The sequence below is a fragment of the Janthinobacterium sp. 64 genome (assembly GCF_002813325.1).
Taxonomy (GTDB): Bacteria; Pseudomonadota; Gammaproteobacteria; order Burkholderiales; family Burkholderiaceae_D; genus Janthinobacterium.
Window position 1 is genome coordinate 3,470,620 of sequence record NZ_PHUG01000001.1, and the last position, 19,203, is coordinate 3,489,822.

Sequence of the window (19,203 nt, forward strand, 5' to 3'; positions counted from 1 at the left end):
GAAGAAAACTTTCTCAGGCCGCGTGCAGCGCGGGGTTAGCAGAGGAAATATGGCCGCGCGCCAGCAAGGCATTGATGGCGCGGTCCAGGCTGACGGGCATGTTGTGCACGCTGCGCGCACCCAGCAGGCGCAGGCGCGCGGCAAATTCCGGCCCTTGGTCCAGCACCATAAAGTGGCTCAGGCCATCGATATATTCGGTATGCAAGATGCCGGGCAGCACGCTCGTATCGGGTGGCAGGAAGGGAAATTCGGCCACCCACAGCAGTACCCGCTCGCACAGCACGTCTGGCGCGCAAGCCTGCAACAAACGCCCGCGTTCGAGAATGATCAGCTGGTCGGCCACGCGCTCGATTTCTTCCATCTGGTGCGAGCAATAGATAATGGTCATGCCATCGCTATAGCTGCTTTCCATCATGGCCCCCAGGAACAGGCGCTTGGCCACCACATCGAGGCCCAGCGTGGGTTCGTCGAGGATCAGCAGTTCGGGACTTTGCGCCAGCGCCAGCGCCAGGTTCACGCCAGCACGTTCGCCACGCGACAGCTGCGCGATGCGCTGGCCTGGCAGTACATTGAAGTTGCGCAACACACTGCCATAGCGTGCCTCATTCCAGCCCGGATACAGGCGCCGTTGCATGGCCGTCAGTTCAGCGATCGTCAGCCACAGGGGCAAGGTGTGCTCCTCGTTGACATAGCCGATGCGTCCACGCAAGTCCGGCGTCAACCGGGCGCAGTCACAGCCGAGGATACGGGCGCTGCCTCCGGTCGCCGCCTCGAAGCCCAGCAGCACGCGGAACAGCGAGGACTTGCCGGCGCCATTCGCGCCGACGATGGCATGGATGCCACCGCGCGCCACGCTCAGGCTCAACTGGTCGAGTGCATGCTTGTCCTTGAAGCGCAAGGACAACTTGTCGGTCTGCAAGATGGGTTCAGTCATCATCGGCGCTCTCAGGCCGTCTTCTTCGGAAGGCACAAGGCCAGTTCGCCCGCGACGCGTTCCAGCACCACGCCGGCGGGATAGTCGAGCGCGATGACGTCGCCGACGAAGCGGGTCAAGGCCTCGTCCAGACGCCGCGCGCGTTCCTCATCGGACAGGCGCTGGCGCGGCGCGGCCACGAACAAGCCCAGGCCGGCGCGCGCATCGAGCCAGCCCTCCGCCGTCAGTTCGCTGTAGGCCTTGGCGACCGTGTTCGGATTAATACCCAGCTGCAAGGCCAGGCCGCGGACACTGGGCAAGTTCGCGCCCAGCGTCAACTCGCCGCTGGCGATCAGGCGCCGTACGCCGTCAACGATCTGGCGGTGGATGGGACGCGGATCGCCTGTAGCGATCTGTAGCATCAAGGGACTGCGACGGTGCATGGCATGACTCCACTGTACTATTACAGACAGTACAGTAACAGCGAAAATGCCAAGCTGTCAACGATAAAGAGACGTGGGAAGTTGCCGGCCAGCTTCATTCCAGCGACAGGCCAACTTTTTTTTGCGGCAAAGCCCGCGCAATAGGCGAAAGTGCAAAACACGCGCCGCGCATACGCTTTACAATCCTCGCTCGCTTTACAAAATATTGGTCATCATGAATCAGGCAGAACAGCAGCGCCTCCTGGCTATCCTGGAGTATTGGCACAAGATCGAATTCTTTATCCCGTTTGACCTGAATCAAATCACGGACGTTGAAGACCAGTCCACCGTGCGTCTCCTGCACCGCGAACAGCTGGCGCAATTGCCGCCGCAGTTCGCCACGCAATGGCAAGTGCCTTCCGACCGCGAGATCGACGGCTTCTCGCTGTTCCTCGGCGTGTTCGACAAGGCCGAAATCAACAAGGCTTGTCCGCCGGCCAACGGCCCGGAAAACATGGCCGAAACAGAAAAAACAGAGCTGCTGGGACGCTCGTGCTTTGCCCGCCTGAACCTCAATGCGCTGGGCGAGCCGCAGTTCGACCCCGTCTCCGTGTCGACGTTGCCGTGGGCGCTGGGCCGCGCCCGCACGCCGGACTGGTCGGGCCTGAGCCTGGACGCCTTCAGCGACAGCCAGCTGGCGCTGCAAGACAGCTTGCGCAATTTCGCGGCCAGCCGCGCCGCGCAGGCAGTGACGGACGAGGCGGGCAATGTCTCATCGCCCCTGTCCGGCATGGAAATCGCGGCCCTGGCCGACCTGCTGCGCGACTGGGCCGGCTTCCACCCGTCCGCCGGCCAGCCGCTGGCCGTGCTGGAATTACGCACGCGCAAGAAACGCGCCGCCGTGGCGGAAACCGAGCTGGCTGAAGCCAGCCGGAACCGCAGCCTGGACTTCGGCGACACGGTGGAACCAAGCGTCGACATTCTCAACAGTTTTTACCTCGACGACCTGGAACAGATCATCCGCGCAGTGCGCGGCGGCAAGCTGCCCGCCACCGTCGCCGCCTATCTGACGCCGCTGGCGCAGGATGAGCGCATAGACCTGTACAGCCCGGCAGGACGCCAGGCGCTGGCCGCCATGCTCAATCCGGCGAACATGAACCGGGGACACTGGCTGGAAGACGCCAGCTACGCCATGAGCCTGATGCAGCAGTTCGCCATCCATGGCGCGCGCACGGGCTTGAGCGAGCGCGGCATCTTTTCCGTCAACGGCCCGCCCGGCACGGGCAAGACGACCTTGCTGCGCGAATTGTTCGCCGACAACATCGTGCGCCGCGCCAGCGTGCTGTCCTGCCTGGACCGCGCCGGCGATGCCTTCATCGGCAAGGTCGCCGTCGCCTTCGAAGGCGTGCGCGACCCGATCACCATCGCCCGCTTGCGCCCGGAACTGACGGGCTTTGAAATGGTCGTCGCCTCGTCGAACAATGCGGCGGTAGAAAACATTTCCGGCGACTTGCCGAAACCGAAACAGCTGGGCAAGGAATGGGCGCGCACGCGCTATTTTGAAAGCGTGGCGCGCCGGGTCGTGGCCGACGGCAATGGCGCCAACCGCGCCCTGGCCGAACCAGAGGCGCCATGGGGCCTGATGTCCTGTGCGCTGGGCAATAGCGCCAACCGCCGCCGCTTCGTCAGCAATTTCTATGACGACGACTGGGACAAGAGCACGGCGCGCAAGACGCCGAACGCACAGAATATCCGCCAATGGCTGGCCAGCTACCAGGGCGTCAGCTTCGCCCAGGCGGCGCGCGAGTTTCGCGAGACGGAACACGTGGTGGAAAAAGCCCTGGCCGAGCACGCGCAATATGCTGCCCTGTGGCAAGCCGTGGGCACGTGCACGGAAGCCGATTTTATCCAGGCCAGCCAGCAGGCACTGATTGCTGCCGAACAAGAAATGGATGCGGCGAATGGCGCCCTGTCCGGCGCGCTGGCGCAGCAGGACACCCTGCTCGCCAGCAAGAAGGAATTGCTGGAAGAGGAACGCCTGGTGGCGCTGACGCAGCCGGGCTTTTTTGCCCGCCTGTTCGGAACAAAACCGGCGCGCGCCTACAAGGACGCCGTGATCGCCAATGCCGAAGCGCAGCGCCAGGCCGCGCGCGACGTGTCCGCCATCAAGCTGCTGCTGAAAGGCGAGCTGGAGCCGCGCTGCGAGCGCGCCCGCAACAGCCTGCACATCGCCCTGCGCACCGCGCAATCGCGCCAGCGCGAATGGGATGACAGCACGGAACTGCTGCGCCGCGCGCGCATGCGTTTCCCCACCATCATCGCCCCGGCCACCCTGGACGAGCTGGACGGCGACGCCCTGCAAATTGGCGGCCTGTGGCACGAACCGGCGCTGGCGCGCCTGCGCTCGCGCCTGTTCGCCAAGGCCCTGGCCCTGCATGAAGCGTGGCTGGCCGAAGTGGCGAAGAAAGGCGGACCCGGCTTTGGCGGCAACTTGCTGGCCGTGTCGAAATTGCTGAAAAACAAGCGCGCCTATGACCAGTCGCACATCGCCATGGTCTGGCACAGCCTGTTCATGGTGGTGCCCGTCGTGTCGACCACGTTCGCCTCGTTCGCGCGCCAGTTCCAGGGCATGGGCCCCGAATCGCTGGGCTGGCTGTTCATCGATGAAGCAGGCCAGGCCGTGCCGCAAGCGGCGCTGGGCAGCCTGTGGCGCGCAAAACGTGCTGTCGTCGTGGGCGACCCGCTGCAGATCGAACCCGTGTTCACAGTGCCTGGCCGCCTCGTGCAAACCTTGTCCGCGCTGTCGCCGCACACGCAGGATGGCAGCTATGCGCCTACAAGCGTTTCCGTGCAGACGCTGGCGGACAAGGCCAACCGTTATGGCGCAGTCGTCGGCGCCGGCAGCGCCCAGCCGCTGTGGATAGGCAGCCCCCTGCGCGTGCACCGCCGCTGCGTGGAACCGATGTTTTCGCTGGCCAACAGCATCGCCTATGAAGACAAGATGGTCTACGGTTTGAGCGAACGCACGCCGCCGGACGCCGCGCGCGGCCTGACGCGTGGCCCCAGCCGCTGGATCGACGCCGTCGGTGCCGTCAGCTACAAGCAGGTGGTGCCGGTGCAACTCGATTTCGTGCTCGAAGTGCTGCTAAAACTGTACCGCCGCGACGGCAAGCTGCCCGACATGTATGTGATTACGCCGTTCAAGGCCGTGCGCAACGAATTGCGCTCGCGCATCGTCGACATGGACTGGGACCGCCGCCTCGGCTACGGCAAGGCACCGACGGCGCGCGAATTGCGCCAGTGGAGCAATCAGATGGTGGGTACCGTACATACCTTCCAGGGCAAGGAACAAAGCGTGGTGATGCTGGTCCTTGGCGCCGACGACAGCACGGCCGGTGCGGCGCAATGGGCTGCCGCCACGCCGAACCTGCTCAACGTGGCCCTCACGCGCGCGCAGCACTATGTGTACATTGTCGGCAACCCGCTGCTGTGGGGCCAATTGCCGCATTTCGCACCCGCGTGTGCGCAGTTGCCGCATACGGGCATGCATGAGTTTTTGGTGGAGATGGGTTGACAGCCCCATGACCATGCTTTACGGCGTAGGTCGGATTAGGTGGGGCCGCCGAGGTCCGCAGGACCGTAATCCGACAATATGGTTGGCGCGTGATGTCGGATTACGCGCTTGCGCGCTAATCCGACCTACGGTCCTCGAGCGGAAACACTAAAGTGAACGTCGTGGCGGCCGCATCGGACGCGACTGTCGCGCTGCCACCGTGCAATTGCATGATGGCCGTAACGATGGCCAGGCCCAGGCCTGTGGAGGCGGCCGAGTCGCTGCGGGCCGGGTCGGCGCGGTAGAAACGCTCGAACAAATGGGGCAAGTGGCGCGCGGGGATGGCGGGGCCGAGGTTGCTCACGCTCAGTTCCACGCCCTCCTTCGTCGCATGCGAACGTAACAGTATCGTGCTGCCCGGCGCCGCGTGCCGGATCGCGTTCGACAGCAGATTGCCCAGCGCGCGGCGCAGCAGTTGCGGCTCGGCCATCACCGTGCCGCTGCCGTGGCAAGCCAGCGCCAGCTCGCGCTCTTCGGCCAGGCCTTCAAAGAAATCGGCCAGCCTTAAAAACTCGTCCTGCACGGGCAAGACTTGCTTGACGAGCACCATTTCATCCTGCTGCGCACGCGCCAAAAACAGCATGCTGTCGATCATGCGCGACAGCCGTTCCAGCTCTTCCACATTCGACGACACCAGTTGTTCATACTCGTGCGCGCTGCGCGGGCGGGCCAGCATCACTTGGCTTTGCCCCAGCAGATTGGTGACGGGCGTGCGGAATTCATGCGCCAGGTCGGCGGAAAATTGGGACAGCCGCGCATAGCCTTCCTGCAAGCGCGCCAGCATGGCGTTCAGGGCCTGTATCAGAGGCAGTAATTCCGTGGGCGCGCCGCGCGCATCGAGCTGCTGCTCCAGCTTGCCCGGCCGCACGAGGGCCGCGTGCGCGGCGATATTGCGCAGCGGCCGCAATCCCCGCAACAGCATCAGGCTCGCCAACAGGGCCGCCACCAGCGCGCTGACGGCGACAGACACAACGATTTGCCAGCGGTAGGCGGCGAACATGGCCGTGCGGTCGCCGTAGACCCTGGCGACGGAAATATCGACCATCTGTGCGGGCTCGCCGATGCGCGCGCTGGCCGCCACCACGCGTGCGGGATAGCCGTCGCGGCTGGTCCAGCTGACGATGTCGCTGTTTGTCACGGTCGCATCGACGGCCACGGGAACAGCATGCGCCACCGTCTCGCCATGCGGATTGACATCGATCAAACGCGTGCCATCGGCGCGCACGATGCGCACCAGCGAGTTTTCTTGCCCGCTCATGGTGTCGCGGAAATACTGGGGCCGCTCGCGGATGATGTCGAGGGTGCCCGCATTGCCGAGCAATTGCTGGATTTGCCGCAGTTTGCCCAGCAATAAAATATCGTCGCGGCGCTCGATTTCCGCCACAAAAGAGAGGTACAAATGCATGCCCAGCCCGGCCGACACGAGCGCCACGATCAGCACGAAGACGAGCGTGACGCGCAGGGTCAGCGAGCGGCGCAGTTGCGTCAGCTTCATTGCGCGGCGCCGCTGTCTGGAGCACTCGGCGCGCGCAGTTCGCAGACATAGCCCATGCCCCGCAAAGTATGGATCAGCTTGGGTTCGAACGGATCGTCGAGCTTGCTGCGCAGGCGGCGGATGGCCGCGTCGATGACGTTGGTGTCGCTCTCGAAATTGATGTCCCACACTTGCGAAGCGATAATCGAGCGCGACAAGACCTCGCCCTGGCGCCGCGCCAATAAATGCAGCAAGCCGAATTCCTTGGCCGTCAGGGTGATGCGCTGGCCTTGCCGGCTGACCTTGCGTTTCATCACGTCGATTTCCATGTCGCCGATGCGGATGACGTCGTCTTCGCGCGGCGGCCCGCGCCGCAGCAGGGTGCGGATACGCGCCACCAGCTCGGCAAACGCGAACGGTTTCACCAGGTAATCGTCGGCGCCCAGTTCCAGCCCTTTCACGCGGTCCTGCACTTCGTCGCGCGCCGTGAGGAAAATCACGGGCACGTCCGCGCCGCCTTCCTGCAGCCGCAGCGCGCGCAAGACTTGCCAGCCGTCCATGATGGGCAGCATCACGTCGAGCACGATGAGATCGGGTGACTCCGTACTCGCCATGTGCAGGCCGTCGCGGCCATTGCGCGCCAGGCTCACCGTAAAGCCGGACTCGGCCAGGCCGCGCAGCAGATAGTCGCCCGTCTTTGGTTCGTCTTCGATTACCAGGATGCGCATGGCCACTTTCTAAAAGAATATAAAACCATTTTACGCCGCGTGCGGACTGCCGCGGATGATAAAAATGTCATGCGGCGATCATCTTCTCGTAGGGCAAGCCTGGCCATACTGGCGTCACTTTATTCAACGGACCGCCCCATGAAAACCCTGTTACTCGGCAGTACCCTGCTGTGCCTGCTGGCCAGTCCCGCCCACGCTCAATTGCGCAAGGTCGATGATCTTTCTCTGGTAGCGGCCAACAAGCTGGCCGATGCGGCCATGGCCGCCTGCCAGGCGCAAGGACGGCACATCGTCGTCACTGTACTGGACCGTGGCGGCAATGTCGTGACCGTGCAGCGCGCCGATGGCGTCGGGCCGCACAACACGGATGCCAGCCGGCGCAAGGCCTACACGGCCCTGTCGACGAAAAACGATACGCAGGCGCTGGCCGTGGCCGCGCGCGGCAATCCCGACATGGCCAATTTGACGACCTTGCCGGAACTGTTGCTGCTGGGCGGCGGCCTGCCCTTGCGCGCCAGGGGCGAAGTGGTCGGCGCCATCGGCGTGGCCGGTGGCGGTGGCGCCCTGCAAGACCGGGCCTGTGCCCATGCCGCCCTGGCGGCCGTTCCCGAACTCGATTCCCCCACCCTTTGAAAGACGCAACGATGACCTATTTGAAAAAAATCACTGCCGCCCTGGCCTTCGCCAGCCTGTCGGGCATGGCCCTGGCCGCCGCCAATCCCTTGAGCGTGCACATCCTCGACTTGCAGAGCGGCCAGCCGACGGCGGGCGTGACGGTGACCCTGGAGCAAAAGAAGGACAATGACTGGAAACAATTGAGTAGTGGCGTGACGAATGCGCAGGGGCGCATCGCGGCCATGTATCCGGTGGATGCGCCCATGCAGGCGGGTGATTACCGCATCGTGTTTAAAACAGGCGAACACTATGCGCGGCTGAAACAGGAAACTTTTTTCCCGGAAATCCCCGTGCAATTTCACGTGGAAAAAACCGAGCAGCACTATCACATTCCCTTGCTGCTCAGCCCTTTCGGCTTTTCCACGTATCGCGGTAACTGACCGTTGATCAGGCTAGCGTCTTTGCCGTCTGCCCGAACAGCACGCTTTTCGCGTCGCCGCTGACGGTGGGCTGCACATTGATTTCCGCCGCGCGCGCATACGCGCGCACGGTGGCGGGACGGGCGGCAATGGCCGCGAACCAGCGCGCCAGGTGCGGGAAATCTTCCAGCTTCTGGCGCTGGCGTGCGTGCGGCACGATCCACGGGTAGATCGCCATGTCGGCGATGGAATAGCTGTCACCGGCCACGAATGCGCGGTCCGCCAGACGCTTGTTCAGCACGCCATACAGGCGGTTCGTTTCATTGACATAGCGCGTAATGGCGTACTCGATCGGTTCGGGCGCGTATTGCACGAAATGGTGGTTTTGCCCGGCCATGGGGCCCAGGCCGCCCATTTGCCAGAACAGCCATTGCATGACTTCGGCACGTCCCCGCACGTCCGCTGGCAGGAATTGCCCGCTTTTCTCGGCCAGGTATTGCAAAATCGCGCCCGACTCGAACAGCGATAGCGGCGCGCCGCCATCTTCCGGCGCCTGGTCGACGATGGCGGGGATGCGGTTGTTGGGCGCGATGGCAAGAAACTCGGGCTTGAACTGCTCGCCCTTGCCGATGTGCACGGGGATGATGTTGTAGGGGATGCCCGCTTCTTCCAGGAACATCGTCACTTTGTGCCCGTTGGGCGTGGTCCAGTAATACAGGTCGATCATCGTCGTCTTTCAGCTCGTTGGCATGGGGAGGGCGTAACTATTGTCGCGCCGCAACTGGTGTGCATGGATATAATGCCACGTAAGCGAAAAACAAGACGGCGCCCAGGCAGCGCAAGCGCCCACTCTCGCCGCAAGAATTGAACGCCGCCATTCCCGAGAACCATCAAAGAAAGCCGACCATGCGCAAACTCCTGATCGTCACGCTGTCCGTCCTGCTGTCAGGCTGTGTCCAGGACTTCGCCATCTATATGTTCGACGGCCAGGACCATTCCCTGACCGTGCGCCGCCAGCAACGTTATTTTTGGCAAGATAGCGTGGAAGTGCAGCTGATGGCCACCAATTTGCCGCAATGCCAGCGCCTGCATACCCTGTCGACGGATGCACCAGCCGACATCACCGTCGAGCTGTTTGCGGCCGGCGATGGCCTGTGGAATATCCGCATGGGCAAGCAGCTGTGGCAGGCGGAAACGAACACCTGCAATGAGCTGACGGAAATGGAAAACGACCCGAAAGCCGACCTGGGCCAACCGGTCGGGCAATTCGTGGTCGTCGATGACAAGCTGGAATTCGAGCCGGCACCGCCAGCGGCGGCGCCGGCCCAGTAAATCAGCGCGCCGCCAGGCTGCGCAGCGGCTTTTTCGCCACGGCGCGTGGCGCGCCAGCCGAACTGCCCGCCAGACGCGACGATGTTCCCGGCTCCTGCGCCGACAGTTTGAAGCGCGTCACCAGTTGCGCCAGCACGGCCGCCTGATCCTGCATGCTGGACGCCGCTGCCGCCGCCTCTTCCACCAGTGCCGCGTTTTGCTGCGTCACGCTATCCATTTCCGTGATCGCCTGGTTGACGTGGCCGATGCCCGTGCTTTGTTCGTGCGAGGCGGCCGTGATGTCGGCCATGATGTCGGTCACGCGCGACACGCTGGCCACCACCTGATCCATGGTCGTGCCCGCCTGTGCGACGAGGGCGCTGCCGGCCGCGATGCTGTCGACGGAAGCGCCGATCAGTTCCTTGATTTCCTTCGCCGCGCCGGCCGAGCGCTGCGCCAGGTTGCGCACTTCCGACGCCACCACGGCAAAGCCGCGGCCCTGCTCGCCTGCGCGTGCCGCTTCCACGGCCGCATTCAAGGCCAGGATATTCGTCTGGAAGGCGATGCCATCGATGACGCCGATGATGTCGACGATCTTGCGCGACGAAGCGTTGATGGTGTCCATGGTGCCGATCACTTGCGCCACCACGGCGCCGCCCTGGCGTGCCACGGCGGAAGCGGACTGCGCCAGTTCATTCGCCTGCACGGCATTGCCCGCGTTTTGCGTCACGGTCGAGGTCAATTCCTCCATCGAGGCCGCCGTTTCTTCCAGCGAACTGGCTTGCATTTCCGTGCGTGCCGACAAGTCCATATTGCCGCTGGCAATCTCGCTCGATGCCGTGGCGATCGTCTCGGCACTGTGGCGTATCTCGCTGATCGCGTCGACCAGGTTGGCCTGCATGGTTTTCATCGCGTACAACACGCTGTGGCGGTCGTTGGCATGCGTGCGCACGTTGCCGCTCAGGTCGTTATTCGCGATCTGGGCAGCCACGTCGGCCGCATATTCGGGATCGCCACCCAGCGCATGGCGCAGGCTGCGGTTGATCGCCACGACGACGGCGGCCAGCAAGCCGCACACCAGCAACAGTACGCCCAGCGAGGTGACCAGCGACTGGCGGAAGGCCGCGTCGATATCGTCCATGTACACGCCCACCACGATGGTCCAGCTCCACGGCTTGTAGGCCACCACGCGGCTCATCTTCGGTTCGGCGTTCTTCTGGCCGGGACGGGGGAAATAATAGTGGACGAAGCCCTTGCCCGCATCGCTCTTGCCGACGGCAACGATGTCGCGGTACAAATAGGTGCCGTTGGCATCCTTGAAATCCGACATGTTCTTGCCGTTGGTTTGCGGCGCGGCGGGATTCATCAAGACGACGGCATCGAGGTTGATGATGGACAAATAACCGGTCTCGCCAAAGCGCATGCTCTTGATGACGGCGGTGGCCTGCTTCTGCGCTTCTTCCTGCGTCAGGGCGCCGCTGGCGGCCAGGTCGCCGAACATTTTGACGGCGCCCAGGCCCAGATCGGCGGCATTGCTCAGGTCGGCGCTGCGCTCTTCGATGCGGATCTTGCGAATTTCCAGCGCGTTATAGACAAAAATAACGGTGATGCATAACAGGCTGCAAATCAGGGGGATCCATAACTTCTGCTGGAACGTCAATTTCTTCATGCTGTGTCTCCAACTCTCTATTGTGCGGCGAAGGGGCGTGGCCTGCTTCCAGCTCTGCAGGCCAGGAATGCGGCGGCGACGGTGCTCTGGCGGCACCGTTCAGACGTCTTCAGCATACGCTCGAACGACCGATATTTACAATGCCGGAAGGCAATGATTTTTGCCTGGTGTTGTTAATGCGTTGAGACAATTGATGAGAATTGATGCTGCATAGCGGCAAAAAAGCCTGCAGACAGGCGCAGGCAAGGAAGGCGGGGGTGGCGTGCGTGTGTCAAAATGCACGCCGTATACTTGACGAATCACGATGAATCACGAAAGCACAGCATGACCAAGAATGAAGCCATGAAACGCATCAACGACCGCCTGGGCAAACCCACCCTGACGGACAAGAACACGCATTTTGCCAGCGTCGCCAGCTATGGCACGGACGAAGGCTGGTGGCTGAAGATCCCTTTTCTCACCTTCAAGCAGGAATTGCATTTCATCCTCAACAATGAGAAAACGAAAAGCTTCCAGCACCTGAAGATCGGCGCCAACCAGATCCTCAGCCCCGGCATGCGGTTCCGCAGCACGGCCGGGGCAGCCGACGCCTTCATGTCGGCCTCGGCGCCGAAACGCCTGGTCGACTTGCTCGACGGCGGCAGCAAGTACAACTTCACCAAGCATTTTATTAACGACTATCGTTACTGATGCGCGGCCGTGCTGCCGTCGCCTGGCGGCAGTTGCGGCGGCAGCCACGCCCTGAGCAAATGCTGCGCGATGTCGAGCGCGTCGTCGCGGCTGGTGCCGAAATGCAGGGGATAACCCCAGAACTTGCCGAACATGACGGCGAAGGCCTTGCCGGCCAGGCGTTTGGCGGCGCTCGGTTCGACCAGCACCATGCCCTGGATATACGCGCGGATGGCCGCCTTGTTTTGCTTCATCCAGAGTGAAGCACGCTTGCGCTCTTCCTGCGGGTGTTCGTGTCCCTCCTCGTCAAAGCCTTCTTCGCTGAGGATGACAAATGCCTGGCGGCGCGCCAGCAAGGCGTCAAACTGGGCAAACAGGATATCGGGCTGGACAGGTGCTGCCTCGCGGCGCATCCAGACGAGGGGAAAAGTGGATAGATCAAGCTGCATGGTGATGACTCCTTCAAGGGTTGCCGTTCCTCCTTACCTTCATCAGAACACTGGCGGCGGCGGTTGCCGTTGAAGCGGGGTTGCGGATGCCCATACGATACCGTTGGCGGCATCGCGCGTCATTGCATAAAATAGCCACAATATTGTTCAATCCAGCCAAAGTATTCCCATGCCCTATCCCCTCTTGCCCAACATGCTGATGGCCCAGCTGGGCCTGGACGCCTCGGCCTCCCTCATCGATTTCGACGTCGATGGCGTGCTGCGTCCCTTGCTGGCCGTGGGCCTGGCCAGCGTACCCGAGGAGGCGGAACATGCGCCGCACCAGCACCGCAAGGGGCAGTTGCTGTATGCCACGCGGGGCGTGATTCATTGCGAAGTAGAAAGCGGCGTGTGGATCGTGCCGCCGCAGTGCGCCGTGTGGATACCGGGCGGCCTGATGCATTCGGTGCAGGGCGTGGGCGAGGCGCAATGTTATTGCCTGTTTGTCGAGCCGGCCATGGCGCCGGCCTTGCCCACCGTTTGCTGCACCGTGGCCGTCTCGCCATTGCTGCGCGAACTGATCGCCAAGGCGGCCGGCTTTCCCACCCTGAGCGCGCTGCACGGCGCGCAGGAACGCCTGGTGGCCACCCTGCTCGATGAGCTGGCGGCCGCGCCCGTGGAAGACTTGCATTTGCCGATACCGCGCGATGCGCGCCTGCGCCGCCTGGCCGCCCTGCTGCTGGCGCAGCCGGCCGATAAAAGCACGCTGGCCGAATGGGCCAGGCGCATCGGCATGAGCGAGCGCAGCATGACCCGCCAGTCATTGGCGGAAATGGGCATGAGCGTGGGCCGCTGGCGCCGGCAATTGCACGTCATCCTTGCCTTGCAAGGGCTGGCGCAAGGGCGCAGCGTGAAAGCCGTGGCACTCGAACTCGGCTATGAAAACACCAGCGGTTTCGTCACCATGTTCCGCAAGGCGGTGGGCAAGCCGCCAGCGCGCTATCTGGCGCAACGGGAGTCCGGAAGAATATAAAAAAAAGGCGGCATCAGCCGCCTTCGTCCTGCATCATCGCCGAAATAATCAAACTTCGCGCGCGAGGGCCAAAAATTCCGTGCGCAGCGCCAGGTTCGGCTGCATCTCGCCCAGCATCGCCGAGGTGATGGTTTCTTCGCCCGGCGTGCGGATGCCGCGGCTTTCCATGCACAGGTGACGGCAGCGTACGACCACGCCCACCGATTTCGGTTCCAGCACTTCCATCAGGGCATTGGCGATCTGCATCGTCATGCGTTCCTGCACTTGCAGGCGCTTGGAGAAGCAATCGACCAGACGCGTCAGTTTCGACAGGCCGACGATCTTGCCGTTGGGCACATAACCGATGGTGGCCTTGCCAAAGAACGGCGCCAGGTGGTGCTCGCAATGGCTGTAGACGGGGATGCCGCGCACGACGATCAGCTCGTTGTACTGTTCCGCGCCATCTTCAAACGCTTTCAGCAAGTCCACCGGGTCCTGGCCATAGCCGGACGTCCAGTGCTTCCACGCCTTGGCCACGCGCGCCGGCGTTTCCAGCAAGCCAGGACGCTGCGGATCTTCACCAAAGCTGCTGATCAGCCGGCGCCAGTCGTTTTCGGAGAATTCTTCTTGAGACATGCTACACCACCCTAAAATTTTCAATTGCCGCCAGTATATAGAAAATGCGGCAAGCTGCCCGGGCAGTCCCCGCTTTACGACACTGCCGGTGGGCGGTGCGCGCCCACCAGCAGCGCGGAAATCGACACGCTGGAACTGGCTTCCGGCCAAGCATCGCCGGGGCCGAACCAGCGCGCCTCGGCGATCTCGTTCTCGTCGAGGCGAATCTCGCCGTCGAGGTAATCAGCCGTAAACGCGATCATCAGCGAATGGGGAAACGGCCAGGACTGGCTCATGAAGTACTGCAGATTGTGCACGCGCAAGCCCACCTCTTCCATCACTTCGCGGTGCACGGCTTCCTCGATCGATTCGCCCGCTTCCAGGAAACCGGCCAGCGGACTGAAGCGCTGCGATGGCGAATGCTTGTGCATGGCCAGCAGCACGGAATCGCCCTTGCGTATCAGCACCATCATGGCCGGCGAGATGCGCGGATACGCCAGCATGCCGCAGACGGCGCAGCTAAAACAGCGTTCGCCGCGCGTGCGCTGCATGGGCGTGGCGCACACGCCGCAATGGCGGTGCGTGCGCGCCCACTCGGCCAGCTGCACGGCGCGGCTGGCCAAGCCCAGGAAAGCGTCGTCGACAGCATTGAACAGCGAGCGCATACCGTGCCAGGCCAGGCCGGCGCCGACGGGCAGCTCCTCGTCGACCCAGACCGTCTGGCAATAGCGGTCTTGCCACAAACCTACGGGTTGTGCGCGGCTCAGGTCGATATCGAGCGCAGCCACCTCGGCCGCCGTCGGCAAGGTCAGCCCGGGCGAGCGCAACAATAAACGCCCGCGGTGAAAGACAAACGTCAGCGTCCCGGTGGCGGCCGGGGCCGGTTCAGGCGCATCGATCAGGGGGACAAAGGCATCGGGAGTGTGCAACATGCTGGGAAGAAATTTGTAAAGGTTGCTCATCATACTCCCGCCAGCGGACGCTTGCGCGCATAGCAGCGGCCGGTCCGCAAAGCAAGCATTCATGCACCATGACAGTGTTTTTTTTGCGGCACGCCCAATCCGTTGCGTAAACGATACTGATAACGATTCTCATTTACGAAATAGCGCCCATTTATTACAATACCGCCTATTCCGTCTCCATCGCCAGCCACTTGCCCGCGTGCCCAAGCACAGCGGCGCAGAGCCAGCCAGGAACCACTACCCTGACCTTATCGAGAGAGCAAGATGGCAATCAAGAGCCGCAAACACGCCGCAACCCGTTTCAACCAGCACATCGGCGCCGCCCTGGCCGTGATGCTGCTGCCCGTCGCCGCCCAGGCGGCCGACCCGGCCGGCCAAAGCGCCCCGGCATCGCAGCAAACCCTGAACGAAATCAAGGTCGTGGGCTCCAAGGAAAATGATTTCAAGGCCGAAAAAGCCTCGTCGCCGAAATACACGGAAGAGCTGGTCAATACGCCGCAAACCATCGTCGTGATCAAGAAGGAATTGATCGAACAGCAAGGCGCGCTGACCCTGACGGACGCACTGCGCAACACGCCAGGCGTCGGCACCTTCTTCCTCGGTGAAAACGGCAACACGAACACGGGCGACGCCGTCTACATGCGCGGTTTCGATTCGTCCGGCAGCATCTATGTCGATGGCGTGCGCGACGTGGGCTCCATCTCGCGCGACGTCTTCAACATCGAACAAATCGACGTATTGAAGGGCCCGGCGGGCACGGACAGCGGCCGCGGCTCGCCCACCGGTTCGATCAACCTGGTCAGCAAAACGGCGACCATGGAAAACAAGTTCAATTCGCTGCTGACGGCGGGCAGCGGCAAGCAGAAACGCGCCACGGCCGACTGGAACCGCGTCCTCGACAGCGATACCGGCACGGCCTTGCGCCTGAATCTGATGACGCAGGACAGCGGCAACCCGGCGCGCGATGAAGTCACCAACAAGCGCTGGGCCTTCGCGCCCACCGTTACCTTCGGCATCGGCAAACCGACGCGCATCACGGCCAGCTACCTGCACGTGGACCAAAACAACGTGCCCGACGGCGGCGTGCCGACCATCGGCCTGCCTGGCTACTCGACGCCGGACGTTGCCACGAAGGAGCAACCGATCATCCGTACCTTCCTGAACGGCGCCGCCAGGGTCGACACGAAGAATTTCTACGGCTCCACTGCGGACTACGACAAGGTCAAGGCCGACATGGGCACCTTGCGCATCGACCATGATTTCTCGCCCAACGTACAGTTCCAGAACACCACGCGCTACGGCAAGACCCAGCAGGACTACCTGCTGACGGCCTTCATGGGCAGCCAGCCCAACCTGAAGACACCGGTCCCGACCGATCCGTCGACCTGGACCATGGCGCGCTCGCTGCGCACCGTGAAGGATCAGGAAAACACGATTCTGACCAACCAGACCGTGGTCAGCGCACAGTTCGACACGGGCGTGCTGAAGCACTCCGTGGTGGCCGGCGCCGAGTTCACCAGCGAAAAGCAGACCAACTACAGCTATGTGCCTGCCAGCCTGGGTACCTTGCCGGATGCCAATCTGTACCATCCGAATCCGCGCGACACCGTCACCGGCCACAATCCCGTGCGCAGCGGTGCTTTCAGCGAAGGCGAAGTCAACACGCAAAGCCTGTATGTGTTCGATACCGTCAAGTTTGGCGACAAATGGATCTTCAACGGCGGCGTGCGCTTTGACCATTTCAACACCAGCTATGACGCCGTCACCCTGCAAACGGCCGTCAAGGCGCCAGCGGTACAGCCATTGCCAGTGGGCACGCCAATTCCTGCTCACGTCACCCTGAACGACACCTTCGCCAACGGCAAGATCTCGGCCATGTACAAGCCGACGCCGGACAGCAGCGTGTACGCCTTGCTGGCCACGTCGAAGGCGCCGCCGGGCACCAACTTCGTGCTGAGCACGGGCGCGAGCAGCGCGCAAAACCCGAACTATGACCCACAGGAAACCATCACCAAGGAAATCGGCACCAAGTGGGATTTCCTGAAGCAAAAAGTGTCGCTGTCGGCCGCCGTCTACCAGACCACCGTCAAGAATGAATTGGAACAAGATCCGGTGATCCCGACCATTTATTACCAGACCGGCAAGAAGCGCGTGGAAGGCATCGAAATCGGCGTGGTGGGCGAGATCATGCCGAACTGGCTGGTCAGCGCCGGCTACACCCGCATGAATACCAAGGTCGAGTCGAACAAGGTCTTCACGGCCAGCGGCGAGAAGAGCCTCACCTACACGCCAAAACAGGCGTTCACCAGCTGGACCTCGTACACGCTGCCGTTTGGCCTGAAGATTGGCGGCGGCGCGCGTTACGTGGGTGAAATGTTGCGCGGCACCGATGGCGCCGTCGGCACGCCGGCACGCGTGGATGCCTACTGGGTCTTCGACGCCATGGCGACCTATACCGTCAACAAAAACCTCGACTTGCAGTTGAACGCCTACAACCTGGCCGACAAGACCTATGTGGCGGCCATCAACAAGTCCGGCTTCCGCTACACTCCGGGCCAGCCCCGTTCGTTCAGCCTGACGGCAAATATCAAGTTCTAAACACGCAGCGCGCCATATCAAGCCCCTCTACGGAGGGGCTTTTTTATTGTCCTGATAATCTTGTCTTTTTACCGCACCACCACCCTGCCGCGACTAGCGTATGAAAAGTCATACAGCGATGGCCCGTCGCGTCCAATATTTCGCGCAAGCACGCCAAATTGCGACATCTAAGCAACAAAAAAGCTTCCTCAAATCAACAACTTAAGAAGTTAGGTCGCAAATGTCCATTTCAGGCATATCCTTTGCTATGTACAGGTTTTGCTGCAAATAATCGCTGGCACGCAAGGGCTTGTTTTTGAGAAATACTGACTCCAAGCTTGAGTTGCTCGCTATCAATAATCCGCTCACAGCGGCGTTTCACCGGAGGAGTCAAAATGAAAAAGAAACGGCCATTAACCCTGTACATCCTGATTGCCATGATCCTCGGCATTGCCGTCGGTTATGGATGCAACACCGCCTTCCCTGATGCCAAGCTCAGCGCTCAGATCGCTGGCAATATTTCCATCGTCACCGACGTCTTCCTGCGCCTGATCAAAATGATCATCGCGCTGCTGGTGTTTTCCACCCTGACGGTCGGCATCGCCCACATGGGCGACGGCAAGACGGCCGGACGCATCGGCTTGAAAGCCATGTGCTGGTTCGTGGTTGCCTCGCTGGTCTCGCTGGCGCTGGGCATGGTGCTGTCGAACCTGATGCAGCTGGGTACCAACCTGGGACTGCCACTGCCGGACGTACACGCGTCGACCAATTTGAAAACGGCCGCCTTCACCTTGAAAGATTTCTTCACGCACCTGGTGCCGAAATCGCCGATCGAGGCCATGGCCAACAATGAAATCCTGCAAGTGCTGGTGTTCTCGATCTTCTTCGGCGGCGCACTGGCCGGCCTGGGCGAATCGGGCAAGACCCTGACGGCCGTCGTCGACCAGCTGGCACAAGTCATGCTGCGCATCACCGGCACCATCATGAACCTGGCCCCGCTGGCCGTGTTCGCTGCCATGGCCTCCGTCATCACCACCCACGGCCTGGGCGTGCTGATCACGTTTGCCAAGTTCATGGGCGGCTTCTACCTGGGCCTGCTGTGCCTGTGGGCACTGCTGATCGGCGCCGGCTTTGTCGTCATCGGTCCGCGCATCTTCAAACTCGTCGGCCTGATCCGCGAACCATTCCTGCTGGCATTCTCGACGGCCAGCTCGGAAGCGGCGTATCCAAAACTGCTGACGGCGCTCGACCAGTTCGGCGTGGACCGCAAGATTTCCAGTTTTGTGTTGCCAATGGGCTACTCCTTCAACCTCGATGGCTCGATGATGTATTGCACCTTTGCCGTGCTGTTCATTGCACAAGCTTACGGTATCGACCTGTCGATCGGCACGCAGATCACCATGCTGCTGCTGCTGATGCTGACCTCGAAAGGCATGGCCGGCGTGCCGCGCGCCTCGCTGGTGGTGATTGCCGCGACCCTGAACCAGTTCAATATCCCGGAAGCGGGCTTGCTGCTGCTGATGGGCGTTGACCAATTCCTCGACATGGGTCGCTCGGCCACCAACGCGGTCGGCAATGCCGTCGCCACGGCCGTCGTCGCCAAGTGGGAAGGTGGCCTGGCCACCGAGGAAGAAGCCGCTGCGGCCAACGCCGCCAACCAGAACACGGAAAGCCATTGGGGCGAAGCTGACCACGCTAGCAAAGCCTGATAGCGCCATGGCCCGCCACAAGCGGGCCATTTATTTGTTGTCCATGTTGAGTAACAAGCAGTCAGGT

Annotated in this window: 17 protein-coding genes; 8 read left to right on the forward strand and 9 right to left on the reverse strand. The window is 62.2% G+C overall.

Annotated elements, in window-relative coordinates:
• Positions 1-13: 13 nt before the first annotated feature.
• Both CLU91_RS15265 and CLU91_RS15270 read right to left on the reverse strand, forming a co-directional pair.
• The gene (locus CLU91_RS15265) at positions 14-937 is read right to left on the reverse strand and encodes an ABC transporter ATP-binding protein (protein ID WP_100874842.1); all 924 of its coding nucleotides are present in this window, start codon (positions 935-937) and stop codon (positions 14-16) included.
• Positions 938-945: 8 nt separating this feature from the next.
• Positions 946-1,356, reverse strand: coding sequence for a GntR family transcriptional regulator (locus tag CLU91_RS15270; RefSeq protein WP_198521340.1), 411 nt, complete (start codon positions 1,354-1,356; stop codon positions 946-948).
• A 214-nt stretch (positions 1,357-1,570) separates the two neighbouring features.
• Between CLU91_RS15270 and CLU91_RS15275 the strand changes: the two genes are divergently transcribed.
• Positions 1,571-4,909 carry a DEAD/DEAH box helicase gene (locus CLU91_RS15275; protein ID WP_232730764.1) on the forward strand — a complete coding sequence of 1,113 codons (3,339 nt, stop codon included), beginning with the start codon at positions 1,571-1,573 and terminating at the stop codon, positions 4,907-4,909.
• A gap of 115 nt (positions 4,910-5,024) precedes the next feature.
• Here the strand turns inward: CLU91_RS15275 and CLU91_RS15280 are convergent, their stop codons facing one another.
• Both CLU91_RS15280 and CLU91_RS15285 read right to left on the reverse strand, forming a co-directional pair.
• Positions 5,025-6,443 carry a heavy metal sensor histidine kinase gene (locus CLU91_RS15280; RefSeq protein WP_100874845.1) on the reverse strand — a complete coding sequence of 473 codons (1,419 nt, stop codon included), beginning with the start codon at positions 6,441-6,443 and terminating at the stop codon, positions 5,025-5,027.
• Complete coding sequence (locus CLU91_RS15285) at positions 6,440-7,150, reverse strand: heavy metal response regulator transcription factor (RefSeq protein WP_100874846.1); 711 nt, start codon at positions 7,148-7,150, stop codon at positions 6,440-6,442. Before CLU91_RS15285 ends, CLU91_RS15280 begins: the two co-directional genes overlap by 4 nt.
• A 138-nt stretch (positions 7,151-7,288) precedes the next feature.
• On the opposite strand from CLU91_RS15285, the gene CLU91_RS15290 reads away from it, so the two are divergent.
• Together CLU91_RS15290 and uraH are read left to right on the forward strand one after the other, a co-directional pair.
• Positions 7,289-7,783, forward strand: a complete 495-nt coding sequence (locus CLU91_RS15290) for a GlcG/HbpS family heme-binding protein (RefSeq protein ID WP_100874847.1) — start codon at positions 7,289-7,291, stop codon at positions 7,781-7,783.
• An 11-nt stretch (positions 7,784-7,794) separates the two neighbouring features.
• Positions 7,795-8,205: a hydroxyisourate hydrolase gene (uraH, locus tag CLU91_RS15295; RefSeq protein WP_100874848.1), complete on the forward strand. Its 411-nt coding sequence runs from the start codon at positions 7,795-7,797 to the stop codon at positions 8,203-8,205.
• Between the two features lie 7 nt (positions 8,206-8,212).
• Here uraH and CLU91_RS15300 read toward each other — a convergent pair whose 3' ends face one another.
• Positions 8,213-8,911, reverse strand: coding sequence for a glutathione binding-like protein (locus tag CLU91_RS15300; RefSeq protein WP_100874849.1), 699 nt, complete (start codon positions 8,909-8,911; stop codon positions 8,213-8,215).
• Between the two features lie 179 nt (positions 8,912-9,090).
• Here CLU91_RS15300 and CLU91_RS15305 point away from each other — a divergent pair, with 179 nt between their 5' ends.
• Positions 9,091-9,516 carry a hypothetical protein gene (locus CLU91_RS15305; protein ID WP_100874850.1) on the forward strand — a complete coding sequence of 142 codons (426 nt, stop codon included), beginning with the start codon at positions 9,091-9,093 and terminating at the stop codon, positions 9,514-9,516.
• 1 nt (position 9,517) lies between these two features.
• On the opposite strand, the gene CLU91_RS15310 is transcribed toward CLU91_RS15305, so the two are convergent.
• Positions 9,518-11,164, reverse strand: coding sequence for a methyl-accepting chemotaxis protein (locus tag CLU91_RS15310; protein ID WP_100874851.1), 1,647 nt, complete (start codon positions 11,162-11,164; stop codon positions 9,518-9,520).
• Between the two features lie 324 nt (positions 11,165-11,488).
• On the opposite strand from CLU91_RS15310, the gene CLU91_RS15315 reads away from it, so the two are divergent.
• Positions 11,489-11,854, forward strand: coding sequence for a hypothetical protein (locus tag CLU91_RS15315; RefSeq protein WP_100874852.1), 366 nt, complete (start codon positions 11,489-11,491; stop codon positions 11,852-11,854).
• Here the strand turns inward: CLU91_RS15315 and CLU91_RS15320 are convergent.
• Positions 11,848-12,282, reverse strand: a complete 435-nt coding sequence (locus CLU91_RS15320; RefSeq protein WP_100874853.1) for a hypothetical protein — start codon at positions 12,280-12,282, stop codon at positions 11,848-11,850. The two genes, CLU91_RS15315 and CLU91_RS15320, sit on opposite strands and share 7 nt — an antisense overlap.
• Before the next feature lie 193 nt (positions 12,283-12,475).
• Here CLU91_RS15320 and CLU91_RS15325 point away from each other — a divergent pair, with 193 nt between their 5' ends.
• Positions 12,476-13,294 carry an AraC family transcriptional regulator gene (locus CLU91_RS15325; protein ID WP_442906605.1) on the forward strand — a complete coding sequence of 273 codons (819 nt, stop codon included), beginning with the start codon at positions 12,476-12,478 and terminating at the stop codon, positions 13,292-13,294.
• Positions 13,295-13,342: 48 nt separating this feature from the next.
• Here CLU91_RS15325 and folE read toward each other — a convergent pair whose 3' ends face one another.
• Both folE and nudC read right to left on the reverse strand, forming a co-directional pair.
• Positions 13,343-13,909 carry a GTP cyclohydrolase I FolE gene (gene folE, locus CLU91_RS15330; protein WP_035822985.1) on the reverse strand — a complete coding sequence of 189 codons (567 nt, stop codon included), beginning with the start codon at positions 13,907-13,909 and terminating at the stop codon, positions 13,343-13,345.
• A gap of 74 nt (positions 13,910-13,983) precedes the next feature.
• Positions 13,984-14,820, reverse strand: a complete 837-nt coding sequence (nudC, locus tag CLU91_RS15335) for an NAD(+) diphosphatase (RefSeq protein ID WP_100876759.1) — start codon at positions 14,818-14,820, stop codon at positions 13,984-13,986.
• Positions 14,821-15,114: 294 nt separating this feature from the next.
• On the opposite strand from nudC, the gene CLU91_RS15340 reads away from it, so the two are divergent.
• Positions 15,115-17,448 carry a catecholate siderophore receptor Fiu gene (locus CLU91_RS15340; protein WP_100874854.1) on the forward strand — a complete coding sequence of 778 codons (2,334 nt, stop codon included), beginning with the start codon at positions 15,115-15,117 and terminating at the stop codon, positions 17,446-17,448.
• A 374-nt stretch (positions 17,449-17,822) separates the two neighbouring features.
• The gene (locus CLU91_RS15345; protein WP_071075063.1) at positions 17,823-19,136 is read left to right on the forward strand and encodes a dicarboxylate/amino acid:cation symporter; all 1,314 of its coding nucleotides are present in this window, start codon (positions 17,823-17,825) and stop codon (positions 19,134-19,136) included.
• Positions 19,137-19,203: the final 67 nt, after the last annotated feature.

Coding starts and splice junctions, on each gene's coding strand:
- CLU91_RS15315 (WP_100874852.1), top strand. CDS start 11,489: ATGACCAAGAATGAAGCCATGAAACGCATCAACGACCGCCTGGGCAAA.
- CLU91_RS15280 (WP_100874845.1), bottom strand. CDS start 6,443: ATGAAGCTGACGCAACTGCGCCGCTCGCTGACCCTGCGCGTCACGCTC.
- CLU91_RS15345 (WP_071075063.1), top strand. CDS start 17,823: ATGAAAAAGAAACGGCCATTAACCCTGTACATCCTGATTGCCATGATC.
- folE (WP_035822985.1), bottom strand. CDS start 13,909: ATGTCTCAAGAAGAATTCTCCGAAAACGACTGGCGCCGGCTGATCAGC.
- CLU91_RS15265 (WP_100874842.1), bottom strand. CDS start 937: ATGATGACTGAACCCATCTTGCAGACCGACAAGTTGTCCTTGCGCTTC.
- CLU91_RS15270 (WP_198521340.1), bottom strand. CDS start 1,356: ATGCACCGTCGCAGTCCCTTGATGCTACAGATCGCTACAGGCGATCCG.
- CLU91_RS15305 (WP_100874850.1), top strand. CDS start 9,091: ATGCGCAAACTCCTGATCGTCACGCTGTCCGTCCTGCTGTCAGGCTGT.
- nudC (WP_100876759.1), bottom strand. CDS start 14,820: ATGTTGCACACTCCCGATGCCTTTGTCCCCCTGATCGATGCGCCTGAA.
- CLU91_RS15275 (WP_232730764.1), top strand. CDS start 1,571: ATGAATCAGGCAGAACAGCAGCGCCTCCTGGCTATCCTGGAGTATTGG.
- uraH (WP_100874848.1), top strand. CDS start 7,795: ATGACCTATTTGAAAAAAATCACTGCCGCCCTGGCCTTCGCCAGCCTG.
- CLU91_RS15310 (WP_100874851.1), bottom strand. CDS start 11,164: ATGAAGAAATTGACGTTCCAGCAGAAGTTATGGATCCCCCTGATTTGC.
- CLU91_RS15300 (WP_100874849.1), bottom strand. CDS start 8,911: ATGATCGACCTGTATTACTGGACCACGCCCAACGGGCACAAAGTGACG.
- CLU91_RS15290 (WP_100874847.1), top strand. CDS start 7,289: ATGAAAACCCTGTTACTCGGCAGTACCCTGCTGTGCCTGCTGGCCAGT.
- CLU91_RS15285 (WP_100874846.1), bottom strand. CDS start 7,150: ATGCGCATCCTGGTAATCGAAGACGAACCAAAGACGGGCGACTATCTG.
- CLU91_RS15340 (WP_100874854.1), top strand. CDS start 15,115: ATGGCAATCAAGAGCCGCAAACACGCCGCAACCCGTTTCAACCAGCAC.
- CLU91_RS15320 (WP_100874853.1), bottom strand. CDS start 12,282: ATGCAGCTTGATCTATCCACTTTTCCCCTCGTCTGGATGCGCCGCGAG.
- CLU91_RS15325 (WP_442906605.1), top strand. CDS start 12,476: ATGCTGATGGCCCAGCTGGGCCTGGACGCCTCGGCCTCCCTCATCGAT.